Origin of the sequence: Streptomyces sp. NPDC005402 (genome assembly GCF_040606575.1) — a bacterium.
GTDB lineage: Bacteria > Actinomycetota > Actinomycetes > Streptomycetales > Streptomycetaceae > Streptomyces.
This window is the reverse complement of the sequence record NZ_JBEXFB010000013.1, coordinates 241,965-259,600: the sequence shown is the minus strand read 5'-3', so window position 1 is coordinate 259,600 and position 17,636 is coordinate 241,965. Positions and strand designations below refer to the sequence as shown.

At 71.7% G+C, this 17,636-nt stretch carries 17 protein-coding genes; 9 read left to right on the top strand and 8 right to left on the bottom strand.

Translation table 11 applies throughout. The annotated features are described in order from the left end of the window. Positions 1 to 178: 178 nt before the first annotated feature. Positions 179 to 1,003: a purine-nucleoside phosphorylase gene (locus ABZT02_RS25930; protein WP_356021205.1), complete on the bottom strand. Its 825-nt coding sequence runs from the start codon at positions 1,001 to 1,003 to the stop codon at positions 179 to 181. 112 nt (positions 1,004 to 1,115) lie between these two features. Continuing rightward, positions 1,116 to 1,553: a gamma-glutamylcyclotransferase gene (locus tag ABZT02_RS25925; protein ID WP_356021202.1), complete on the bottom strand. Its 438-nt coding sequence runs from the start codon at positions 1,551 to 1,553 to the stop codon at positions 1,116 to 1,118. Positions 1,554 to 1,649: 96 nt separating this feature from the next. On the opposite strand from ABZT02_RS25925, the gene ABZT02_RS25920 reads away from it, so the two are divergent. The 4 genes from ABZT02_RS25920 (at position 1,650) to ABZT02_RS25905 (ending at position 6,981) form a co-directional block, all read left to right on the top strand. After that, positions 1,650 to 3,098 (top strand): NAD(P)H-quinone dehydrogenase, encoded by a 1,449-nt coding sequence (locus ABZT02_RS25920; RefSeq protein ID WP_356021200.1) that lies wholly within the window; start codon positions 1,650 to 1,652, stop codon positions 3,096 to 3,098. Between the two features lie 166 nt (positions 3,099 to 3,264). After that, entirely contained in the window at positions 3,265 to 4,227 is a 963-nt protein-coding gene (locus ABZT02_RS25915) for a DeoR/GlpR family DNA-binding transcription regulator (protein ID WP_356021198.1), read from the top strand. A 925-nt stretch (positions 4,228 to 5,152) separates the two neighbouring features. Continuing rightward, positions 5,153 to 6,202, top strand: coding sequence for a helix-turn-helix transcriptional regulator (locus ABZT02_RS25910; RefSeq protein WP_356021196.1), 1,050 nt, complete (start codon positions 5,153 to 5,155; stop codon positions 6,200 to 6,202). Between the two features lie 80 nt (positions 6,203 to 6,282). Continuing rightward, a complete protein-coding gene (locus ABZT02_RS25905; protein ID WP_356021194.1) occupies positions 6,283 to 6,981 on the top strand; it encodes a hypothetical protein in 699 nt (232 codons plus the stop codon). 107 nt (positions 6,982 to 7,088) lie between these two features. Here ABZT02_RS25905 and ABZT02_RS25900 read toward each other — a convergent pair whose 3' ends face one another. Beyond that, on the bottom strand, positions 7,089 to 8,861 hold the full coding sequence (locus ABZT02_RS25900; RefSeq protein ID WP_356021192.1) for a biotin carboxylase N-terminal domain-containing protein: 1,773 nt from the start codon (positions 8,859 to 8,861) through the stop codon (positions 7,089 to 7,091). Positions 8,862 to 9,224: 363 nt separating this feature from the next. Between ABZT02_RS25900 and ABZT02_RS25895 the strand changes: the two genes are divergently transcribed. Continuing rightward, entirely contained in the window at positions 9,225 to 9,737 is a 513-nt protein-coding gene (locus ABZT02_RS25895; RefSeq protein ID WP_356021190.1) for a hypothetical protein, read from the top strand. Here ABZT02_RS25895 and ABZT02_RS25890 read toward each other — a convergent pair. Both ABZT02_RS25890 and ABZT02_RS25885 read right to left on the bottom strand, forming a co-directional pair. Further along, positions 9,706 to 10,326, bottom strand: coding sequence for a nucleoside triphosphate pyrophosphatase (locus ABZT02_RS25890; protein ID WP_356021187.1), 621 nt, complete (start codon positions 10,324 to 10,326; stop codon positions 9,706 to 9,708). The genes ABZT02_RS25895 and ABZT02_RS25890 overlap by 32 nt on opposite strands. Positions 10,327 to 10,345: 19 nt before the next feature. Further along, positions 10,346 to 10,474 (bottom strand): hypothetical protein, encoded by a 129-nt coding sequence (locus ABZT02_RS25885; protein WP_356021184.1) that lies wholly within the window; start codon positions 10,472 to 10,474, stop codon positions 10,346 to 10,348. A 105-nt stretch (positions 10,475 to 10,579) separates the two neighbouring features. Here ABZT02_RS25885 and ABZT02_RS25880 point away from each other — a divergent pair, with 105 nt between their 5' ends. Beyond that, positions 10,580 to 11,692: an SGNH/GDSL hydrolase family protein gene (locus tag ABZT02_RS25880; RefSeq protein WP_356021182.1), complete on the top strand. Its 1,113-nt coding sequence runs from the start codon at positions 10,580 to 10,582 to the stop codon at positions 11,690 to 11,692. Here the strand turns inward: ABZT02_RS25880 and ABZT02_RS25875 are convergent. Next, positions 11,689 to 11,898, bottom strand: a complete 210-nt coding sequence (locus ABZT02_RS25875) for an acyl-CoA carboxylase subunit epsilon (RefSeq protein WP_356021180.1) — start codon at positions 11,896 to 11,898, stop codon at positions 11,689 to 11,691. The two genes, ABZT02_RS25880 and ABZT02_RS25875, sit on opposite strands and share 4 nt — an antisense overlap. 17 nt (positions 11,899 to 11,915) lie before the next feature. Next, positions 11,916 to 13,508: an acyl-CoA carboxylase subunit beta gene (locus ABZT02_RS25870; protein ID WP_356021178.1), complete on the bottom strand. Its 1,593-nt coding sequence runs from the start codon at positions 13,506 to 13,508 to the stop codon at positions 11,916 to 11,918. A gap of 111 nt (positions 13,509 to 13,619) precedes the next feature. Here ABZT02_RS25870 and ABZT02_RS25865 point away from each other — a divergent pair, with 111 nt between their 5' ends. After that, positions 13,620 to 14,483: a biotin--[acetyl-CoA-carboxylase] ligase gene (locus tag ABZT02_RS25865; protein WP_356021176.1), complete on the top strand. Its 864-nt coding sequence runs from the start codon at positions 13,620 to 13,622 to the stop codon at positions 14,481 to 14,483. 163 nt (positions 14,484 to 14,646) lie between these two features. Beyond that, on the top strand, positions 14,647 to 15,741 hold the full coding sequence (locus ABZT02_RS25860; RefSeq protein ID WP_311720849.1) for an adenylate/guanylate cyclase domain-containing protein: 1,095 nt from the start codon (positions 14,647 to 14,649) through the stop codon (positions 15,739 to 15,741). Positions 15,742 to 15,749: 8 nt separating this feature from the next. Here ABZT02_RS25860 and ABZT02_RS25855 read toward each other — a convergent pair whose 3' ends face one another. Continuing rightward, a complete protein-coding gene (locus ABZT02_RS25855; protein ID WP_356021173.1) occupies positions 15,750 to 16,409 on the bottom strand; it encodes a hypothetical protein in 660 nt (219 codons plus the stop codon). Between the two features lie 201 nt (positions 16,410 to 16,610). Here ABZT02_RS25855 and ABZT02_RS25850 point away from each other — a divergent pair, with 201 nt between their 5' ends. Beyond that, positions 16,611 to 17,411, top strand: a complete 801-nt coding sequence (locus tag ABZT02_RS25850) for an enoyl-CoA hydratase-related protein (protein ID WP_356021171.1) — start codon at positions 16,611 to 16,613, stop codon at positions 17,409 to 17,411. Positions 17,412 to 17,636 lie beyond the last annotated feature (225 nt).

Sequence of the window (17,636 nt, the reverse complement as noted above, 5' to 3'; positions counted from 1 at the left end):
TCCGGCGGCTCGGCTGCTTCAGAGGGGCTCGGTGACGGACGCCGGCCGCTGCGGGCGGGCACCCCCCACCCCGTCCCCTGCGCGCCGTACGCGGCCGGCGGTCCGTCGTGGCGGGCGTTCACTGCCACTCCCCAGGGGCGCGGGGAACGACATCCCGTGGCGTTCCCTGTCGCGAGTCTCAGATGCGGCCGAGAACCTGCGCCAGGAGTGAACCCATCCGGGTCGCACTGTCGCGGCCCGCCTGAAGAACCTCCTCGTGGTTCAGCGGCTCACCGGTCATCCCCGCGGCGAGGTTCGTCACCAGCGAGATGCCCAGCACCTCCGCGCCCGCCTCGCGCGCGGCGATCGCTTCGAGGACCGTCGACATGCCCACCAGGTCCGCGCCGATGACGCGGGCCATGCGGATCTCGGCCGGGGTCTCGTAGTGCGGGCCGGGGAACTGGGCGTAGACGCCCTCCTCCAGGGTGGGGTCGATCTCCTTGCACAGGGCGCGCAGGCGGGGCGAGTAGAGGTCGGTCAGGTCGACGAAGTTCGCGCCGATGATCGGGGACGTCGCCGTGAGGTTGATGTGGTCGCTGATCAGGACCGGCTGGCCGGGGCGCATGCCCTCGCGGAGGCCGCCGCAGCCGTTGGTGAGGACGATCGTCTTGCAGCCGGCCGCGACCGCGGTGCGCACGCCGTGGGCCACGGCCGCGACGCCGCGACCCTCGTAGTAGTGGGTGCGGCCGAGGAAGACCAGGGTCCGCTTCTCACCGATCCGGTACGAGCGGATCTTGCCGCCGTGTCCCTCCACCGCCGGGGGCGGGAAACCGGGCAGCTCGGTGACCTGGAACTCGGCGTCGGGGGTACCGAGGGCGTCCACGGCCGGTGCCCAGCCGGAGCCCATCACGAGGGCGACGTCGTGGGTCTCGGCGCCGGTCAGTTCGCGCAGGCGCGCGGCGGCGGCGTCGGCGGCGGCGTGCGGGTCGCCCTGGATGTCGTCCGGAAGAAGAGATGCGTTCACGCGCATGAGGGTAGCCGGTCCGGGCCTACGCGCGTAGATGACAGAGCTGACGGGATGGCGATCGTTGTCTTGTCGTTTCCAACCAACCGGGTGACGCGGGTGGCGTGTCCGCTCAGCAGGGGCGCTTGCGGAGTTCCATGACGTAGTCGTGGGGCGCGCCCGCGGACTCCGCCGCGTCCGCGATCTCTCCCAGGTAGCGGGCGGAGGGCAGGCCGCCCTCGTAGCCGTTCAGGACATACGTCCAGGCGTGCTCCTCACCCTCCAGGGTGTGGACCCGCATGCGCGTGCGGCGGTAGATGTCCAGGCCCACGCCTTCCCAGCGGTCCATCGACTCGTCGTCGGCGGGGGCGATCTCGTAGAGCGCCACGAACACCTGGGACAGAGGGTCCTCGACGATCGTCGCGAGGGCGCCCTCCCAGCCCATGTGCTCGCCCCCGAAGGTCAGCCGCCACCCGGTCAGCCACCCCGTGGCGCGCATCGGCGAGTGCGGGGCGCGGCGGGTCATCAGCCGCGCGTCGAGGTTGCCGGCATAGGCGGCGTAGAGCGACATGGGTTGAGGGTACGGCAGCCTTCCCCGGTGTCTCTCCCGTAACAGTGGCGTCTCGGGGTGCCCCCCAGGCCGTGGCACCCCGGGTCGTGCGGGAGAATGGAGTACGTGACTCGGATCGTGATCATCGGTGGCGGACCCGGCGGATACGAGGCGGCCCTGGTGGCCGCCCAGCTCGGCGCGGAGGTGACCGTCGTCGACTGCGACGGCCTGGGCGGAGCGTCGGTGCTGACCGACTGCGTGCCGTCGAAGACCCTTATCGCTACGGCCGAGGTCATGACGACCTTCGACTCGTCGTACGAAGAGCTCGGCATCATCGTCGCCGACGACACCCCGCCGCTGGAGCAGGCGGCGCGGGTGGTGGGCGTGGACCTGGGCAAGGTCAACCGGCGTGTGAAGCGGCTCGCCCTCGCCCAGTCGCACGACATCACGGCGTCGGTGACGCGGGCCGGTGCCCGGGTGCTGCGCGGGCGTGGCCGTCTCGAGGGCATGCAGGCCCTAGACGGGTCGCGGAAGGTCGTCGTGGGGGCCGCCGACGGCAGCGAGGAGACGCTCGTCGCCGATGCCGTGCTGATCGCCACGGGCGGTCATCCCCGTGAGCTTCCCGACGCCCAGCCCGACGGCGAGCGCATCCTCAACTGGACCCAGGTCTACGACCTCACCGAGTTGCCGGAAGAGCTCATCGTGGTCGGCTCCGGTGTCACCGGCGCCGAGTTCGCCGGTGCCTACCAGGCGCTCGGCTCCAAGGTGACGCTCGTGTCGTCCCGTGACCGGGTGCTGCCGGGTGAGGACCCGGATGCCGCCGCCGTGCTGGAGGACGTGTTCCGCCGCCGCGGCATGAACGTCATGGCGCGCTCCCGCGCCCAGTCCGCCAAGCGGGTCGGGGACCGGGTCGAGGTCACGCTGGCGGACGGGCGGGTCATCACCGGGTCGCACTGTCTGATGGCCGTGGGTGCCATTCCGAACAGCGCCGGCATGGGGCTGGAGGAAGCGGGCGTCAAGCTGCGCGAGTCCGGGCACATCTGGACCGACAAGGTGTCCAGGACGACGGCTCCCGGTGTGTACGCCGCCGGTGACGTGACGGGCGTCTTCGCGCTGGCCTCCGTCGCCGCCATGCAGGGGCGTATCGCCATGTACCACTTCCTCGGCGACGCGGTGGCCCCGCTGAACCTGAAGACGGTCTCGTCCAACGTGTTCACCGACCCCGAGATCGCCACCGTCGGCTATTCGCAGGCCGACGTGGACGGCGGGAAGATCGACGCCCGGAGCGTGAAGCTTCCGCTGCTGCGCAACCCGCGCGCCAAGATGCAGGGCATCCGCGACGGCTTCGTCAAGATCTTCTGCCGGCCGGGCACCGGGATCGTCGTCGGCGGTGTCGTCGTCGCGCCCCGCGCCTCGGAACTGATCCATCCCATCTCGATCGCGGTCGACAACAATCTGACGGTCGAACAGATCGCGAACGCGTTCACCGTTTACCCCTCCCTTTCGGGCTCGATCGCCGAGGTGGCGCGGCAGTTGCACACACGCAAGGAGACCGGCGGGGCCTGACGGCCGAAAGTGATTCCTGCCTGGTCACAGGGAGTTGCCGACCATTCGCGCGGCATAGGCGGGGGGATTAGGCCCTATACCACTTCCCACCCTGCCGTGCGAACATCTTCTGCTATTCGGCGCAAACAGCTGAAAGCAGACGGTCGCCCGCGTTACTGTCAGTTTCGTGTTCGCTGCAGAACGTCGCCAATTGATCCTCGAAATGGTGCGAGCCAATGGGGCTGTGTCGCTCCGTGAGCTCGCCCGCGTCGTCCAGACCTCCGAAGTGACCGTACGGCGGGACGTGCGCGCACTGGAGGCAGAAGGACTCCTCGACCGCCGGCATGGCGGTGCGGTATTGCCGGGCGGGTTCACGCGAGAGTCCGGCTTTCCGCAGAAATCACATCTCGCGACCGCCGAGAAGACGGCCATCGCCGATCTCGCCGCGAGTCTCGTCGAGGAAGGCGAGGCGATCGTGGTGGGGGCGGGTACGACCACGCAGGAACTGGCACGCCGGCTCGCCCGGGTCCCCGGACTGACCGTCGTGACCAACTCCCTGCTGGTGGCCCAGGCGCTCGCCCATGCCAACCGGGTGGAAGTGGTGATGACCGGCGGCACCCTGCGCGGTTCCAACTACGCCCTGGTGGGCTCGGGGGCGGAACAGTCGCTCCAGGGGCTCAGGGTCTCCCGGGCCTTCATCTCCGGGAGCGGGCTCACCGCCGAGCGCGGTCTTTCCACGTCCAACATGCTGTCGGCGTCCGTGGACCGGGCGCTGGTGCAGGCCGCCGCGGAGGTCGTGGTCCTCGCCGACCACACCAAGCTCGGCACCGACACGATGTTCCAGACCGTGCCCACGGACGTCATCACCCGCCTGGTCACGGACGAGCCCCCGGCCCACGACGACCGGGCCGGCACGGAGCTCCAGGCGCTCGCCGACCAGGGGGTGCAGATCGCGGTGGCCGGCGCGTCGGGAGCCCCTGGGGGTGATCAGGTCCCGGCGCGGCAGCAACAGCGCCGGGACGTGCCCGTGCCGGGCCCCCGCCGCGGCCAGCTCCCGTCGGCGGGTCCCTCTCTCCGAACGGCCACAGCCCTGGGCGACCCGACACCGGGAGCGGACCGGGCACGGGTGGCGGACCTGCGACGCCGCTGAGGCCATCCGACGGGGCGATGCCTCGTGGCGGGGCTTGAGGGGCGGGGCCGGGGAGGCGGGGCTGCTTCGGGAGTGCGGGTTGCTTGAGGCGGTCTCAGTTTGCGGGGCGGGGTTGTCGTGCGGTTCGTCCGCCGTGGGATGCGGCGGGCTGCTCCAAGCCCGTGCCGGTGGGCGGGGGGGCTGGTGTTGTCGTGCGGTTCGCGTCCGCCGTGGGGTGGGGCGGCTGGAGGTGTGCGGCGGTTCCGGGCGGTGCGGGTAGGCGGGGACGGGGCTGTCGTGCGGGTTCGTTCGCTGTGGGGTGCGGGGAGCCGCTCGGGCCCGTGGGTTGGCGTGCGGGTTCGTCCGTCGGGGGATGGCGTGGCCGCTCCAGGCGGTGGTGGTACGCCGGGTGGGGCTGTCGTGCGGGTTCGTTCGCTGTGGGGTGCGGGGAGCCGCTCTAAAGCGTGCAGGTTGGTGGGGCGCAGTGTTGTCGTGCCGGTTCCTCCTCCGTGGGATGCGGGCCGCCGCTGCAAGCCTGCGCCAGTAGGCGGGGCCGGAGTCGTCGTGGCGTTCGTGCGCCGTGAGGTGGAGGCCGCCGCTCCCGGTACGCGGGGGCGGGGTTGTCGTGCGGCATGACCGAGGTCGGCCGGAGGTGCGCGGGGCCGTTGACGGGGTCGGCGTCTCGGGAGGGCTGCGTGTCTTGCGGAACCGCCGTCGGCGCGCGGGATCTTGAGGAGCTCGGCACTCGCGGGGCTGCCCGGGTTCAGCCTCGTGCGCTCCGCCCCGGCTCAACTCGCCTTCCGCGCGCCCCCGTCGGTCCTCCGCTCAACCCCGGCGATCCGTGCGGGACGCTTCCCGTAGCGGCTGGAAGCCGTAGGTTCTTCTCAAGGGGGAGCCAAGGTCCCCAAAGGGATATCTCTGGCGAGAGCGGCGCCGGGAGAGTGGCATGGAGATCAGCGCGGCGGACGCGCGTCGTGTGGTGGAGCTGGGGCGGGAACTGGCGGACGCCGCCCGGCCGGAGGAGTTGTGGGAGCGGGCGCTGACCGCGGTGATGCGGCTCGTGCCCGCCGACGCCGGACAGCGGTACCGGCTGCCGCTCGACGGGCGCGAGGTCTTCGTGCTCAACGTGCCCGCGGACTCCTTCCACGCCGACCCGATGGTGATCTACGACCATCCCCTGGACCACCCCCTGACCGACCTGATGCTGGACACCGTCACCCCCGGCGCCTGGCGCGTCAGCGACGTCGCCGGCGAGCGCCAGTGGCGGCGCACCCACTGCTACAACCTCGACTTCCGCCCCTTCGGCCTGCGCCACCACCTCGTCGCAACCGGAGGGACGGACACCGCGACCGCCGTCGAGGGCTACGCGCTGGTCCGCTCGCACGCCGACTTCACCCCACGCGAACGCGACCTGTTCGGCCTGGCCCAGCTGCAACTGGGCGTGGTGGAGCACCAGTTGGCCGAACGGCAGCGCCTCGCCACCCTCTCCGCCGCCGCCCTGCGCCTCGCCGAGGGCCACGGCTGCGGAGTCGCCAGCCTCGACGGCACCGGCCGCCCCCACCCCCTCAACGCCGTCGCCGCCGAACTCCTCACCGCCCTGCGCGACGACCCCCGCCTCACCGCCGAAGTCTCCTTCACCGCCCGCCACATCGAGGTCCGGCACCTCCCCGCCGCCCCCGGCCTGCCCGCCCTGCTCCTCCTCCACGACCTCTCCCGCGCCCGCGCCGTGGCCCGGCTGTTCGGCATCACCGAGCAGGAGCACCGCACCCTCGTCCACCTCCACGACGGCCGTACGCCGACGGAGACGGCACGCCGGATGCGGCTGTCCCCCGCGACCGTGCGCGGCTACATCGCCTCCCTGCACCGCAAGCTGGAGGCCGGCCACACCGCCGCCCTGCTGCGCCGGGGGCGCGACCTGGGCCTGCTCACGGACCGGACGGCCCAGAAGGACAGCCGGACGGACCGACACGACATGTCGCGACCCCCTCAGAATTGAGGGATGGTCACCGGTCACCCCCTCTCGCTTCACTGACGTAAGGCGCTCCGCACGGGGGCAGGCCGCCAAGGGGGACTCGTATGACCACCACACCGGCACGCACGCCCACGGCCACCGCCGAGAACGCCACACCCGGCACCGCCCGCCTCCTCGCCGCGATCGCGGCCGGCCTCGGCCCCCTGATGTTCGCGGCGGCGGGTCTCGTGGCGCCGTACGACACGGACGCCTCCAGCAAGGAGATCGCCCGGGACATCGCCGCGCACCAGGGAGCCATGGAACTGTCCGCGTGGCTGTGGACGGTGGGCACCGTGCTGTTCCTGCCCGGCCTGGTCGGCGTGGCTCTGCTCGCCGTGTCCCGCTCCGCCCGGCTGGGCCTGTGGGGCGCGGTCCTCTTCGGCACCGGGCTGACCGCGATCAACGCCACACCGAACCTCGACATCGTCGCGCTCGGGGCCTTCGGGAACGGCGTGAGCCAGGACTCCCTGGTCCGGGTGGCCGACGGTGTCGACGAACTCGCCGTGGTGAACGGCCCGATCCTCTACTTCGTCGCCGCCCATGTCGTCGGCGCGATCCTGCTCGGCGTCGCCCTGCTGAAGGGCCGCGTGGTCCCGGCCTGGGCGGCCTGGCTGCTGATCCTGTCCATGCCGCTCAACGTCGCCGGATTCGTGATCGGCATCGGGCTCCTGACCGCGCTGTCCTTCGTCATGGCGGCCGTCGGCTTCGGCTTCGCCGGTCTCGCCCTCGTCCGGCACGGCACCGGCTGGACGCGGACCGCCTGAAGACCACCGTCTCGGGGGACGGGGAAGCGAGGCGCCCCGCGGACCGACTGCTCCGGTCCGCGGGGCGCCTCGGGATGCCGCGGGGGCACAAGGCGTACGAGGTGCGCTCAGTCCTTGATCTCGCAGATCGCCGCGCCCGAGGTGATGGACGCGCCGACCTCAGCGGACAGGCCCTTGATGGTGCCGGCCTTGTGGGCGTTGAGAGGCTGCTCCATCTTCATCGCTTCGAGGACGACGACGAGGTCGCCCTCCTTGACCTCCTGGCCCTCCTCGACCGCGATCTTGACGATCGTGCCCTGCATCGGGGAGGCGAGTGTGTCACCGGAGGCGACGGGGCCGGACTTCTTGGCGGCCCGGCGCTTGGGCTTGGCGCCCGCCGCGAGCCCGGTGCGGGCCAGGGACATGCCGAGGGAGGAGGGCAGGGAGACCTCCAGGCGCTTGCCGCCGACCTCGACGACGATCGTCTCGCGGTCCGCGTCGTCCTCGGCCTCGGTGTCGGTCGGGGCCGTGAAGGGCTTGATGTCGTTGACGAACTCGGTCTCGATCCAGCGGGTGTGGACCGTGAACGGGTCGCTGGACCCGGTCAGTTCGGGAGCGAACGCCGGGTCGGTGACCACCTTGCGGTGGAAGGGGATGGCCGTGGCCATGCCCTCGACCTGGAACTCCTCCAGGGCGCGGGCGGCGCGCTGCAGGGCCTGTTCGCGGGTGGCGCCGGTGACGATCAGCTTGGCCAGCAGGGAGTCCCAGGCCGGGCCGATGACCGCGCCGGACTCCACGCCCGCGTCCAGGCGCACACCGGGGCCGGAGGGCGCCTCGAACGTGGTGACCGTGCCGGGGGCGGGCAGGAAGTTACGGCCCGGGTCCTCGCCGTTGATGCGGAACTCGAAGGAGTGGCCGCGCAGTTCGGGGTCGCCGTAGCCGAGTTCCTCACCGTCGGCGATGCGGAACATCTCGCGCACCAGGTCGATGCCGGCGACCTCCTCGGTGACCGGGTGCTCGACCTGGAGGCGGGTGTTGACCTCCAGGAAGGAGATGGTGCCGTCCTGGCCGACGAGGAACTCGCAGGTGCCGGCGCCCTCGTAGGAGGCTTCCTTCAGGATCGCCTTGGAGGCGCGGTACAGCTCGGCGACCTGCTCGTCGGAGAGGAAGGGCGCGGGGGCCTCCTCGACCAGCTTCTGGTGGCGGCGCTGCAGGGAGCAGTCACGGGTGGAGACGACGACCACGTTGCCGTGCTTGTCGGCCAGGCACTGGGTCTCCACGTGCCGGGGGCGGTCCAGGTAGCGCTCGACGAAGCACTCGCCGCGGCCGAAGGCGGCCACCGCCTCGCGCACCGCGGAGTCGTACAACTCGGGGACCTCTTCGAGGGTGCGGGCGACCTTCAGGCCGCGGCCGCCGCCGCCGAAGGCGGCCTTGATGGCGATGGGCAGGCCGTGTTCCTCCGCGAAGGCCACGACCTCGTCGGCGCCGGAGACCGGGTCGGAGGTGCCGGCCACCAGGGGGGCGCCGGCGCGCTGGGCGATGTGCCGAGCGGCGACCTTGTCACCCAGGTCGCGGATGGCCTGCGGGGGCGGACCGATCCAGATCAGGCCCGCGTCCAGGACCGCCTGCGCGAACTCGGCGTTCTCGGACAGGAAGCCGTAGCCGGGGTGGATGGCGTCCGCGCCCGATTCACGCGCGGCGCCCAGGACCTTCTCGATGTCCAGGTAACTGGTGGCCGGGGTGTCACCGCCCAGGGCGAACGCCTCATCCGCGGCGCGGACATGCAGAGCGTCCCGGTCCGGGTCGGCGTACACGGCAACGCTCGCGATACCGGCATCCCGGCAGGCCCGGGCAACGCGGACAGCGATTTCGCCACGGTTGGCGATGAGCACCTTGCGCACGATTGAGGCTCCCTCCTTGAAACAAGCCGAGTTTAGGGACTGCCGACACGGCTCTTCGACCCGTCCCCTGTGGTGAGCTTCCCCACACGGAGCGTGATGCGCGCCGGTACGACGCGCGAAATCCCTTGTCGCACCTCGGTACGCAGGACTCCTCCCGGAAACCCTAGCCCTCCTCTGTGGCCAAGGTCTCTGTGAGAGCGTGCTGCGGACCACTCCGATTCTTTGTGGAGTCCCTACGAATGGCCCAATGATTCTTTGCCCGCGGCCGAACCCTTGTCCCGAGGTTTACCCGTTAGTAGCGTTCGCGCTGTATTGAACGTACGTCGGGTGCCAAGAGCACGGCTCGAAAGTGGGTGGGGACCGGTGATACGCAGACCGGTGGCGTGGGTCGTGGCGGTCGTCCTCTTCGTCGAGGCTTTCGGCGTGGCGCTGCTGAACTGGATCATGGGCACTCTCGTCGACGCGCAGAACATGTCGCTGGCCGGTCTGGACCCGGACGCGATGTCGATGTCGTCGAAGATCGGCGGGATCGTCTTCGGCCTCTACTTCGCGCTGTGCGCGCTGGTCGCCCTGCTGGTGGCGGTGCGCGACCGGCAGCCCGCCGGGCTCGGCCGGGTCCTGCTGGTCAGCGCCGCAGTGGTGCACGGGGTGCTGGGCGCGGCCGCCTGGGCCCTGCTCGGCCTGCCTCAGTTCCTCTTCATGATCGTGATGCTCGGGCTGATCGTGCTCGTGCTGGTGACCTACGACAAGCAGCCGGGGCCGGTCACGGCGGAGCCGCACGACCCGCAGGGCGCGGGTGGCCCCGGGGAGCCGGACGGCCCTCAGGGAGCCGCCGGCTCGCCGCTCACGCCTCCGCCGGCGCCCACAACTCCGTGATGCCGACACTCAGGTCGGCCAGCAGCCGGCGCAGCAGCGGCAGGCTGAGACCGATCACGTTGCCGTGGTCACCGTCGATGCCCTCGATGAACGGGGCCGAACGGCCGTCCAGGGTGAACGCCCCCGCGACGTAGAGGGGTTCGCCGGAGGCGACGTACGCGGCGATCTCGTCGTCGGTCGGCTCGCCGAAACGGACGACGGTGGAGGCGACCGCCGAGACATACCGGCCGCTCGTGGTGTCGTAGACGCAGTGGCCGGTCTGCAGGGTGCCCGCGCGCCCGCGCATGGCCTTCCAGCGGGCCGTCGCCTCCTCGGCGTCGGCCGGCTTGCCCAGCGCCTCGCCGTCCAGGTCGAGCACCGAGTCGCAGCCGATCACCAGCGCGCCCCTGACCTCGGGCTTCGCGGCCACGACGGAGGCCTTCGCCTCGGCGAGGGCGAGGGCGAGTTCGGCGGGGGTGGGGGCGCTGACGGCCTCCTCGTCGACCCCGCTGACGATCACCTCGGGGGTGAGTCCGGCCTGCCGCAGCAGATTGAGCCGGGCGGGGGACTGGGAGGCGAGGACGAGTCGGCGGCGCGGCTGATCGGTCATGCGGTCAGCGTAGTGCCGGTCAGCTCAGCCCGATCACGATCATCGCCACCACCATGGCCAGGGCCAGGAAGATGCTCAGCCGCCGAAGCATGTCCTCCATGTCGCGCAGTTCCTTCGGCGGTTCGTTCTCGGGGTCGGACCACAACATGGTTTCCAGCGTGCGGCGATTTCGCGGAGGGCGCCTGAGTACCCGTACTCAACTTCTGCAAACGGTACTGTGGTTCCATTAGCAGTCCATGAGAGGGGTACGTTCGTGTTCACCACCGCTTGGTCCGCCTCGCCCCAGCTCCCCGCCGAGGGCTTCACCCCCAACTGGTCCCGCGAGGGCTTCTGGCGGCAGTCCGTGCGCCAGGTCGTCCGGCTGTCGGCGGGCGGGGGGCGGGTGCGGATACGGCTGTCCCACGCGTACGGCACCTCGCCGGTCCGTCTCGCGGGCGCCACGGTCGGTCGTACGGCCGAGGGGGCGGCCGTCGAGCCGGGGTCGCTGCGAAGGCTCACGCTCGCGGACGAGATTCCCGCCCGGGGGTCGCTGGTGAGCGAGCCCGTCGAACTCGCCGTGGCGGCCGGGGAGTCGGTGACGGTCACGCTGCACTTCGACGCGGCCACCGGGCCCGCGACCTTTCACGCGCAGGCCTTCACCGCCGGCTACCGGGGGCCGGGGGACCTGCTGGACGATGTCGACGGAGGGGGCTTCGACGCGGTGAGCGAGTCCTGGTACTTCCTGGCCGCCGTCGAGACGGACTCCGGGCGCACCGACGGTGTCGCGCTGTTCGGCGACTCCCTCACGGACGGGTTCGGGTCCACGGTGGGGGCGGACCGGCGGTGGTCGGACGCGCTGGCCCGGCTGAGCGGGCGGCCCGTGCTGAACGCCGGGATCGGTGGGAACCTGCTGCTCAACGACTCCGCGTGGTACGGGGAGAAGGGGATCGCGAGGTTCCGGCGGGATGTGCTGGGGCTTGCCGGGGTGGACACCGTGGTCGTGCTGCTCGGGCTCAACGACATCGGGTTCAGCGAGACCGACGAGCAGCCGACGTACCAGCCCGCGCCGGTGGTGGAGGCGGCCGAACTCATCGCCGGGTACCAGGCGTTGATACGGCAGGCTCGGGGGCTGCGGGTGATCGGGTGCACCCTGTTGCCCTTCGGGGGCTCCGACCACTGGGGCGAGCATGCGGCGAAGGTCGCGCACGAGGTCAACGAGTGGGTGCGCTGCTCCGGCGCGTACGACGCGGTGGTCGACCTCGCGCGGGAGCTGGCCGATCCGGGAGACCCGGACCGGCTGCGCCCGTCGTACGACTTCGGCGATCACCTGCACCCGAACGATCTCGGGTACGAGGTGATGGCCGAAGCGCTGTCAGCCGTTCTCTAGGACGGCCAGTACGTGCGCGTCCATGCCGTGGGCCCCGGCTGGGGCAGGCGGTGGCCCGCGATGCGGGACGGGTCGGACCACGCGGCCTTCCGGTCCTCCGCGCCGGACGGCGTGTCCGGCGCCGCCGCGGCGCGGGCCCGGACCACCGCCAGGGCGGCGGCGAGCTCCTCCGGAGTGGGGTTTCCCCGTACGACCTTGATGTTCATGACGGCTCCCGGCAGGGCTAGAGGGGGATGTTGCCGTGCTTCTTGGGCGGCAGCGACTCGCGCTTCGTACGCAGCTGGCGCAGGCCCCTGACCACGTGGCGGCGGGTGTCCGACGGCATGATCACGGAGTCGATGTAGCCGCGCTCGGCCGCGATGTAGGGGTTGAGGAGGGCGTCCTCGTACTCCTGGATCAGCCGGGCCCGGGTCGCCTCCAGCTCTCCGGCGGCCTCCGCCTCCGCGATCGTGCGGCGGTGCAGGATGTTGACCGCGCCCTGGGCGCCCATGACGGCGATCTGGGCGGTGGGCCAGGCGAGGTTGATGTCCGCGCCGAGGTGCTTGGAGCCCATGACGTCGTAGGCGCCGCCGAAGGCCTTGCGGGTGATCACCGTGATGAGGGGGACGGTCGCTTCCGCGTAGGCGTAGATCAGCTTGGCACCGCGGCGGATGATGCCGTCGTGCTCCTGGTCGACGCCGGGCAGGAAGCCCGGGACGTCCACGAAGGTGATCACCGGGATGTTGAAGGCGTCGCAGGTACGGACGAAGCGGGCCGCCTTCTCGGACGCGGTGATGTCCAGGCAGCCGGCGAACTGCATGGGCTGGTTGGCGACGATGCCGACCGGGTGGCCCTCGACGCGGCCGTAGCCGGTGAGGATGTTCGGCGCGTACAGCGGCTGCGTCTCGAAGAACTCGGCGTCGTCCAGGATGTGTTCGATCACCGTGTGCATGTCGTACGGCTGGTTCGCGCTGTCCGGGACGAGCGTGTCCAGCTCGCGGTCCTCGTCGGTGACCGCGAGGTCCGCCTCCTCCGGGTAGACCGGCGGCTCGGACAGGTTGTTGGACGGCAGGTACGACAGCAGCTGCTTGACGTACTCGACGGCGTCCTTCTCGTCCCCGGCCATGTGATGGGCCACGCCGGACACCGAGTTGTGGGTGCGGGCGCCGCCCAGCTCCTCGAAACCGACGTCCTCGCCGGTGACCGTCTTGATGACGTCGGGGCCGGTGATGAACATGTGCGAGGTCTGGTCGACCATGATCGTGAAGTCGGTGATCGCCGGGGAGTACACGGCTCCGCCGGCGCAGGGACCGACGACCAGGCTGATCTGCGGGATGACACCGCTCGCGTGGGTGTTGCGGCGGAAGATCTCGCCGTAGGCACCCAGCGAGGCCACGCCCTCCTGGATGCGGGCGCCGCCGGAGTCGTTGATGCCGATGACCGGGCAGCCGGTCTTCAGCGCGAAGTCCATCACCTTGACGATCTTCTGGCCGTAGACCTCGCCCAGCGCGCCGCCGAAGACGGTGAAGTCCTGGGAGAACACGGCGACGGGGCGGCCGTCGACCGTGCCGTACCCGGTGACGACACCGTCGCCGTACGGCCGGTTGTTCTCCAGGCCGAAGTTGGTGGAGCGGTGCCGGGCGAACTCGTCCAACTCCACGAAGGAGCCCTCGTCGAGGAGGAGTTCGATGCGCTCACGGGCCGTCAGCTTGCCCTTGGCGTGTTGCTTCTCGACGGCGCGTGCGGAGCCGGCGTGCGTCGCCTCGTCAATACGACGCTGGAGATCCGCGAGCTTGCCCGCGGTGGTGTGAATGTCGGTCGCTTCCGGCTCGGACATCGGTCTCGCGGCTCCCTGCCTGCTCAAAAGGGGGGACGGTTACTCATCCGTAGAGTAGTGCTGCCCCTCCGAATCAGCAGTGCGGCGTTTCACACACCTAGGGTGGCTTGCATGACGCCGCGAGATGTTTCAGGAGACGACAGCCGTTGGTCGGACCTCGACCGGCCGCCGCTCAACACCGCCGCGCTGCGCCGCGGGCTGGTGCGGGAGGGCGGGCTGTGGTCCGGGATCGAGGTGGTGGCCGCGACCGGTTCCACCAACTCCGACCTGGTCGACCGCGCCGCGGCGGGCAAGGCGACCGAAGGTGCGGTCCTCGTCGCCGAGGAACAGAGCGCCGGGCGCGGCCGCCTGGACCGCCGGTGGACGGCACCGCCCCGCTCGGGCCTCTTCTTCTCCGTCCTGCTGACGCCCGGGGACGTGCCGATCGCGCGCTGGGGCTGGCTCCCGCTGCTCACCGGCGTCGCGGTGGCCACCGGCCTGTCCCGGTCGGCCGGCGTGGACACGGCCCTCAAGTGGCCCAACGACCTCCTGGTGACCGTGGGCGGCGAGGAACGCAAGGCGGGCGGCATCCTCGCCGAGCGCGCCGGCGAGGGCGGCGTCGTCGTGGGCGTCGGCATCAACGTCACCCTCAGGGAGGACGAGCTGCCCGTCCCCACCGCGGGTTCGCTGGCGCTGGCCGGAGCGGTGAGCACGGACCGGGATCCGCTGCTGCGGGCGGTGCTCCGGTCGCTGGAGGAGTGGTACGACCGCTGGAGGGCGGCGGCCGGTGATCCGACGGTGAGCGGCCTCCAGGAGACGTACGCGGCCGGGTGCGCGACGCTGGGGAGAGAGGTGCGGGCGGAGTTGCCGGGCGACCGCTCACTGGTGGGGGAGGCGGTGGCGGTCGACGGGGACGGCCGCTTGGTGATCGCGACGAAGGAGGGCGTACAGGAACCGGTCGGGGCAGGAGACATCGTGCACTTGCGACCGGCGTAGGCATGGACCCGGCGGCCGCGACCAGCCAGGACGGGCGCGCAGCCGACCGAGGACATCAGCCGGCCACGGTCCCCGGTTCCACCCAGCGGAGTGACCTGGCACACCTGCCGTACAGTTGAGGCCGGTCGATACCTGACCGTGACAGATCGGAAGGGCAGCAGGCGTGACCGCAGACGACACGGGCTCCGGCGCGGACGCGACCCCGCACCCGCTCGCCGTGCGTCTCGAGCAGCTCATCCTCGGCGCCGAGCGGCGCTACACCCCCTTTCAGGCGGCCCGCACCGCCGGTGTCTCCATGGAGCTGGCCACCCGCTTCTGGCGGGCGATGGGCTTCGCCGACGTCGGCCAGGCCAAGGCGTTCACCGAGGCGGACGTCCTCGCGCTGCGCCGGCTCGCCGGTCTCGTCGAGGCGGGGCTGCTGAGCGAGGCCATGGCCGTGCAGGTGGCGCGGTCCACCGGGCAGACCACCGCCCGGCTCGCCGAGTGGCAGATCGACTCCTTCCTGGAGGGCCTGACCGACCCCCCGGAACCCGGTATGACGCGCACCGAGGTGACGTATCCGATCATCGAGCTGCTCCTGCCCGAACTGGAGGAGTTCCTCGTCTACGTCTGGCGCCGCCAGCTCTCCGCCTCGGCCGGCCGGGTCGTGCAGGCCGCCGACGACGAGGAGATGGTCGACCGGCGGCTGTGCGTCGGCTTCGCCGACCTCGTCGGGTTCACGCGGCTGACCCGCCGTATGGAGGAGGAGGAGCTCGGCGAACTCGTCGAGGCCTTCGAGACCACCGCCGCGGATCTGGTGGCGGCGCGGGGCGGACGGCTCATCAAGACCCTCGGCGACGAGGTGCTGTACGCCGCCGACGACGCGGCCGTCGCCGCCGAGATCGCCCTGCGGCTGATCGAGACCATGGCAAACGACGAGACCATGCCCGAGCTGCGCGTCGGCATCGCCTTCGGCACGGTGACCACCCGTATGGGTGATGTCTTCGGTACGACGGTGAACCTCGCCTCCCGGCTGACCTCGATAGCTCCCCGCGACGCCGTGCTCGTCGACAGCGCCTTCGCGGAGGAGCTGATCCGCACCGGGGAGGCGCCCGCCTCCGAAGCGGAGGCGGCCGAGGCCGCGGCCACCGCCGAGAAGGAGGGCGAGGAGCCGCCGACGTACCGCTTCGCGCTCCAGCCGATGTGGCAGCGGCCGGTGCGCGGACTCGGCGTCGTCGAGCCCTGGCTGCTGACCCGCAGGGACGTGGCTCCCTCCTAGCCCCTGCCCTAGCCCCCCTGCCGCACGCACAGGCCGATGATCGGCACGCACAGGCCGGGCGCGGGCTGCGCCGCGTGTGTGGGCTGGGGTGTCGGTGTCGACGCCGGTGGGGGAGTGGTCGGGGCCGGTCGCGGGGCGGCGGTCGTCGCCGGTGCGCGGGGCGTGGTGTCCGCCGTGGGTGTCCGGGCCGGTGCGGGCGTGTTCGGTGCGTCCGGGATCGTCGTGGGGGCCGCCGCGAGGGGCAGGGGCACGGCGGTCGCGGACCCTGCCCGGGCCGGGGAGACACCCGGTGTGGGGATCGCGGTGATGCCGCCCATCGCCGTGGTCGACGACGGGCTCGCCTGCGGGACGGAGCCCACGGTCGCGGCGGCGTTCGTCGCTCGGTCCGCGCCGGTGTCGGTGCCTGTGCCTGTGCCTGTGCTTGTGCCGGTGTCGATGTCCGTGTCCGCGCCCGGGGCGGCCTGGGGGTCCGGCTCCGTCGCGCCGAAGCCGCCCACCGACACGTCGGGGGTCAGCCGTACGAGGCTCAGGGCGCCCGCGGCCAGGGCGAGGCCGCCCGCCGCCAGCAGGACCTTGCGGGGGCGGGGCTTGCGGTGGCGGCCGCGCGGTGCGAACAGGCGGGTGCCGCCGTCCTCCGCCATGCCTGTCGTCGTCATCGTCGCCGTCATTGCTTCCTCCCCTGGGTGCCTGCGCCCCCTGTGCGCCATGGCGGGGCGCACGTTATGCGCTGCTGTGGGCGGTGGGAGACGAGTTGGGCGGCATGTCACTCGAACGGGGTGTCGGGTGGGTCGGCGGGAACCTTTCGCGGTGGGGGTGGGGCTGCGATGATCGGAGCGTTCTTGTTAACCCGCGTTAACCGGGAGGGTGTCATGGGTGAGGAGCGGTTCGGGGAGTTCGTGCTGGTGAGGCGGCATGGGGAGCAGGGGGTCGCGGAGCTGGTCCTCGACCGTCCCAAGGCGATGAACGCGGTCTCCACGGAGATGGCGCGGTCCGTCGCCGCCGCGTGTGCCTCCCTGGGGGGTGATCACGGTGTGCGGGTTGTCGTGCTGACCTCCACGCATGAGCGGGCGTTCTGTGTGGGGGCCGATCTGAAGGAGCGGAACTCCTTCAGCGACGCCGAGCTGCTGCGGCAGCGGCCGGTGGCCCGGGGGGCCTACACGGGGGTGCTGGAGCTGCCGGTGCCGACGATCGCCGCGGTGCACGGGTTCGCGTTGGGCGGGGGGTTCGAGCTGGCGCTGTCGTGCGACCTGATCGTGGCCGACCGTACGGCGGTGGTGGGGCTGCCGGAGGTGTCGGTGGGGGTGATCCCCGGGGGCGGGGGGACGCAGTTGCTGCCGCGGCGGGTGGGGGCGGCTCGGGCCGCGGAGCTGATCTTCACCGCGCGGCGGGTGGAGGCGGAGGAGGCGCATCGGCTGGGGCTCGTGGATCAGCTGGTGGGGGCCGGGGAGGACCGGGAGTCGGCCTTGTCGCTCGCGGCTCGCATCGCCGCGAACTCGCCCGTGGGGTTGCGGGCGGCGAAGCGTGCGCTGCGGCTGGGGCAGGGGCTGGACCTGCGGGCCGGGCTCGAGGTCGAGGACGCGGCGTGGCGGGCGGTGGCGTTCTCGGGGGACCGGGCGGAGGGGGTGGCGGCGTTCAATGAGCGGCGGGCGCCGCGGTGGCCTGGGCAGTGACGGTGCCTCCGGCGGGTTGTCGTCTGTCTGCGGCTCCGGTGGGGGCGGGCGTTTCTGCGCAGTTCCCCGCGCCCCTGATGCCTGCGGCGGCCTGCTTCGGCCCGGTGGGGGCTTGTGTAGCGCATGCGGGTGCGTTGTGGGTCGGGGCCGGGGTGGGGGGTATCCGTCCTCGGTCCGGCGGTGGCTGTTGCTTTGATTGGTGCTCGGTACCGGACGCCGGCCGCT

Excerpts from the sequence above, each read along its gene's own strand:
- ABZT02_RS25925 (WP_356021202.1), bottom strand. The coding sequence starts at position 1,553 with ATGTCGCTCTACGCCGCCTATGCCGGCAACCTCGACGCGCGGCTGATG.
- ABZT02_RS25920 (WP_356021200.1), top strand. The coding sequence starts at position 1,650 with ATGGAGTACGTGACTCGGATCGTGATCATCGGTGGCGGACCCGGCGGA.
- ABZT02_RS25910 (WP_356021196.1), top strand. The coding sequence starts at position 5,153 with ATGGAGATCAGCGCGGCGGACGCGCGTCGTGTGGTGGAGCTGGGGCGG.
- ABZT02_RS25905 (WP_356021194.1), top strand. The coding sequence starts at position 6,283 with ATGACCACCACACCGGCACGCACGCCCACGGCCACCGCCGAGAACGCC.
- ABZT02_RS25890 (WP_356021187.1), bottom strand. The coding sequence starts at position 10,326 with ATGACCGATCAGCCGCGCCGCCGACTCGTCCTCGCCTCCCAGTCCCCC.
- ABZT02_RS25885 (WP_356021184.1), bottom strand. The coding sequence starts at position 10,474 with ATGTTGTGGTCCGACCCCGAGAACGAACCGCCGAAGGAACTGCGCGAC.
- ABZT02_RS25875 (WP_356021180.1), bottom strand. The coding sequence starts at position 11,898 with ATGAACATCAAGGTCGTACGGGGAAACCCCACTCCGGAGGAGCTCGCC.
- ABZT02_RS25870 (WP_356021178.1), bottom strand. The coding sequence starts at position 13,508 with ATGTCCGAGCCGGAAGCGACCGACATTCACACCACCGCGGGCAAGCTC.
- ABZT02_RS25865 (WP_356021176.1), top strand. The coding sequence starts at position 13,620 with ATGACGCCGCGAGATGTTTCAGGAGACGACAGCCGTTGGTCGGACCTC.
- ABZT02_RS25855 (WP_356021173.1), bottom strand. The coding sequence starts at position 16,409 with ATGACGGCGACGATGACGACGACAGGCATGGCGGAGGACGGCGGCACC.
- ABZT02_RS25850 (WP_356021171.1), top strand. The coding sequence starts at position 16,611 with ATGGGTGAGGAGCGGTTCGGGGAGTTCGTGCTGGTGAGGCGGCATGGG.